The following is a 3900-nucleotide window of genomic DNA, read 5'->3' on the forward strand; positions in this document are numbered from 1 at the left end:
CACTGTATTATGTTCACGGAAAGTATCGTGATTATTATATGAAAGTTCACTATGAGTGGCAACATAAATTTGAAGGAGGTAAAAAAATACAAAGTGAATTTTGGGATGATGATTATATTCATTTCGTTCAAGATTTTATTGAAAACTATTAAGAGACATGAAAAAGACCCCTTTGCTGCGAACAAAGAGTCGGTTAAGGATACGAAAACCAATGGCAGTAGGTTTTTCGTGTCATCCAGAGTGAAGAATTCAGCAAAGTCATATCATGTGTTTTTTCTCCAATTGTAAATTTTAAGCGGGCTTAATTAAGAGGATAGTCTAAATGATTCGTTTTGCTTGTTTGAAGTTTGTATTTCTATCCAAGAACTTATATTAGATTCAGAAGGATAATAAAAACCTTTTTGATAGCCTAAACCCTCTATAAAATCCTCTAGGATTTCAAACTTCTTCAAACTTTCAATAACTTGTTCTTCTTTCCAATCCTCAATAATATCCTCAAAATTCTCATAAAAAAATGAATGATTTCTATTGTCATCCTCTATATTTACACACCAATAATCAGAAACACTCTCACCTTTCACGTTAAAATTTATAACTCTCTGAAACTGTACAGACATTTGATTACTCATTTACAAACCCTCCTTTATTCGTATGAATAACTAACTAATCGGAAATTATTTTATGTAGCAAGAACTTCAGTTGAAAATGAATATTTAATAATTGTCTCAATAATACAAGATTTCACAAAAGTTAGGGAGGGTTAAAAAAATAACCCTCCCCTAATAAAAACCGATATGTTATAATTTGCGTTTGAATTTTAGATTAACGCTATACTTATCTTTCTGTTACCATGTAGAATAATAAAGATCACGTTCATAGCAAATTAAGTATAAAAAAATAGCTCCCTATTTTGAGGAGCCAAATTATTAAGCATTTAATTTTTTTTTAATGGATTGAATTTGTTTTTTTACCGTTTCTACAGATTTAAAAAGCGTTTCAGCAATCTTCTTTCTGCTATACCCTTTTTGTTGAAGAGTATAAATTTCTTGTTCCGAAGAGGTAAGTAACCGTATTTTCTTTTCTTCCTTTATTTTGGATAGTAAGGCTTGTGAAGCATCGGAATGTATTCGGTTTCTACCTTCAACAGCTTCCTGTATAGCTGATATGATGTCAAATATACTGGACTTGTTTATATAATTGATTGCTCCAGATTCAAAGGAATTTATAATGACTTCCTCATCAACAATCGAAGTAAGGGCAATTGTTTTAATTCCCTGATTGCTTAATATTTCTATAATCTCAATTCCATCTAAATTAGCTCTAGTCAGATTAATATCTATTAATACAACATCTATTTCAGGTTCCTTTTTTAAAACTTCTAACATTTCATCCTTACATACAACAACGTCAACTACATCGATATTATCTGCCTCTTTTTTAATATACTTGGAAATATTTTTCTGCCAAAAAGGGTCATCTTCTACTAATACCACTTTTATATTCTTGTTGTCTTCCATTTTATCCTCCATTTCAAAACTATAGGCTTATTTAAGCGTCCAGTTTTGTTGGATTTATTCGAGATTTAGGAAACTGAATAATGACAGAAGTCCCTTTGTCCTTTTCACTATGAACAAATATCTCACCATCATGCGCTCGAATTGCTTTATAGCAAAAACTTAGTCCTAATCCATGATTTTTTATTTTTTTCTTTGTTGAAAAGAACGGTTCCATGATTCGTTTCATTTCTTGTTTAGGGATTCCGATACCATTATCGCTTACCTCAATACTTATTCCATTTTTTATCTTAAACAATTGAACAAGTATCTGACCTTTTGGAACAATAATAGCTTCCATAGCATTATTTAAAATATTGTTAATTGCTTCTGCTAACAGAACATTGTCACAATGTAACGTAACATCAGCTTTTAACTGAGTCTTTATTTCAATACCCTTTGAATTGCAAATAGGTTGTATTTTATCGATACAATCTCTAATAAGTTCCTCTAACTGAACACTTGTTTCTTTAAGAACAATTTCTTCCGTTTTTGACCTAATTCTATCGACCATATTATCAATACCTTCAATTGCAGAAAAAACGGATTCAATTGAGTTTTTAGCTTCATTCAAGTCTTTTTTTTCAATTGAATCTTTAGCGATATTGAAGAAAAATTTAATTTTACTAACTTCGTTCTTAATCGTGTGGTTTAAAATTGCTGTTCCTCCACTCATAATCTGCATCGACTTGTCTAATATGTGTTGTTGTTCTATTTTGACCTTGATTCCGAAAGCACCATGTAGAAAAATATAGGTAACAAAAAACATATAGGCTATGAAAAAAAATGTTGGGACAAAGCGAAATAATTCTGTGTGTGGGTTGATTGCTCGAAAAACGTAATTAAAAAGAAAGACACCTAACCAAGCAGGAACCAATACAATAAATACTCTAAACTTACTCTGTTTTTGATACATGTTTATTTCACTACGAAAGGTGTAGAACATTATGTAACTTGCAATTAAGAAATACGGGGCAGCCCATACTAACAATACTCGAAAATTAATTGCAATGTCTGGATAAAAATCGGTAACGAATACCATAACAACTATTGGTATTGTCAGAATGTACGATAACTTTCTCTTAATCTCAACCATGACTATTTTTGAATATACAATCGAGTACATAAGGATCGCATAAGGAGAAATAACTTCACTTAGAAATTGAAAATAAATATGCACCTGAAAAAGAAAAGGTAATATAAATATTATTCCCATTTTTTGTAGCGTCGGTATAATGTCACTCACTAATGATTCTGATAGCGCACCTATGCCAGCAGACATAGCGAATGCAATCATCCAGCGATTAGCTTCATTTTCTTTAGGTTGACTAACGAATAAGATGATAGAAAATAACAAATTAAAAACGAAAATAAATAACATAGGTCACAAACTCGAAACAATGTTTAAAATGTCTTTCGGCTGTTGTGCAATATAGTCTGCATGTCCTTCGTTTAAGAGTTCAATAGAATCGTAGCCCCAAGATGTTGCTATACAACAAAGTTGATTCTTTTTAGCAGCTTTAATATCTCTTAATTCGTCGCCTATATAGATGACTTCATTGCGGTTTAATCCATTACTTTTAAGAAAAGAAGAAATGTCTTTTGCTTTAGAAAAAGGATTAAACGAATAATGAGTATAATCAAAAATATTAATTGAATTATTTATTAAAAACTGGGTAGTTACAACACGGGAATTGGTTGTCAAAAACCCTAAACGGAACCCCATTTGTTTTAATTCGTGAATCACCTCACTTATGGCGTCTACAGATTTTAAATTAGGAATGTATTGTTGATACATTTGCTTTATTTGCAAGCCAACCCAAGGCATTTGATAAATGGGTACATCAAGTCTTTTACACCTATCACGTATTGATAATGTGCTTAAATAATGAATATCTTTATTGTTGATTTTTTTATAACCACGCCTTTCGGCTATTTCATTAAAAATATCAATTGCCAAAGATTTTGTATTTACAATTGTTCCATTAAAATTGAAAAGTATAACCTTGGACATATCATTCTCCTTGGAGTTTATTTGTGAGTTGTAGAATAAGCTTATTAAACAAAAGAAGTTGCAGCCATATCTATTATACCAAAGGGTGTATTTCTTTTAACAACGAACTTCCGCATCGGTTGCTTTAATGGAGGAAAGCTCACAAAAATGGATCAATCTTTTTATAAAAATAATCTAATTAAATATTATAAGGGCATGTATTGATTATTCTTTTTCAAAACATGCTCTTTCTATTTTATTTTTTCATTTATCAAGGTTAAGTTACTAATTCAGTTAATTAATAACTTAATATTAACATTAATATTAATCTTAAGGTTAATGTTAATGGCATTG

Annotated in this window: 4 protein-coding genes; all 4 read right to left on the reverse strand. The window is 30.4% G+C overall.

Features of this window, described 5'->3' with window-relative positions; genetic code table 11:
- Positions 1 to 305: 305 nt before the first annotated feature.
- The 4 genes from N9I19_RS24055 to N9I19_RS24070 all read right to left on the reverse strand — a co-directional run bounded on the left by N9I19_RS24055 (position 306) and on the right by N9I19_RS24070 (position 3567).
- The gene (locus N9I19_RS24055; RefSeq protein ID WP_317779229.1) at positions 306 to 629 is read right to left on the reverse strand and encodes a hypothetical protein; all 324 of its coding nucleotides are present in this window, start codon (positions 627 to 629) and stop codon (positions 306 to 308) included.
- A gap of 297 nt (positions 630 to 926) precedes the next feature.
- Entirely contained in the window at positions 927 to 1517 is a 591-nt protein-coding gene (locus tag N9I19_RS24060; protein ID WP_317779230.1) for a response regulator, read from the reverse strand.
- A 31-nt stretch (positions 1518 to 1548) separates the two neighbouring features.
- On the reverse strand, positions 1549 to 2934 hold the full coding sequence (locus N9I19_RS24065) for an ATP-binding protein (protein ID WP_317779231.1): 1386 nt from the start codon (positions 2932 to 2934) through the stop codon (positions 1549 to 1551).
- Between the two features lie 3 nt (positions 2935 to 2937).
- Positions 2938 to 3567 (reverse strand): HAD-IA family hydrolase, encoded by a 630-nt coding sequence (locus N9I19_RS24070; RefSeq protein WP_317779232.1) that lies wholly within the window; start codon positions 3565 to 3567, stop codon positions 2938 to 2940.
- Positions 3568 to 3900: the final 333 nt, after the last annotated feature.

Origin of the sequence: Peribacillus sp. CSMR9, assembly GCF_033141925.1 — a bacterium.
GTDB classification, from domain to species: Bacteria; Bacillota; Bacilli; order Bacillales; family DSM-1321; genus Peribacillus; species Peribacillus simplex_A.

Bases quoted from the DNA above. Each gene is read 5' to 3' on its own strand.
- N9I19_RS24070 (WP_317779232.1), bottom strand. From the start codon at position 3,567: ATGTCCAAGGTTATACTTTTCAATTTTAATGGAACAATTGTAAATACA.
- N9I19_RS24065 (WP_317779231.1), bottom strand. From the start codon at position 2,934: ATGTTATTTATTTTCGTTTTTAATTTGTTATTTTCTATCATCTTATTC.
- N9I19_RS24060 (WP_317779230.1), bottom strand. From the start codon at position 1,517: ATGGAAGACAACAAGAATATAAAAGTGGTATTAGTAGAAGATGACCCT.
- N9I19_RS24055 (WP_317779229.1), bottom strand. From the start codon at position 629: ATGAGTAATCAAATGTCTGTACAGTTTCAGAGAGTTATAAATTTTAAC.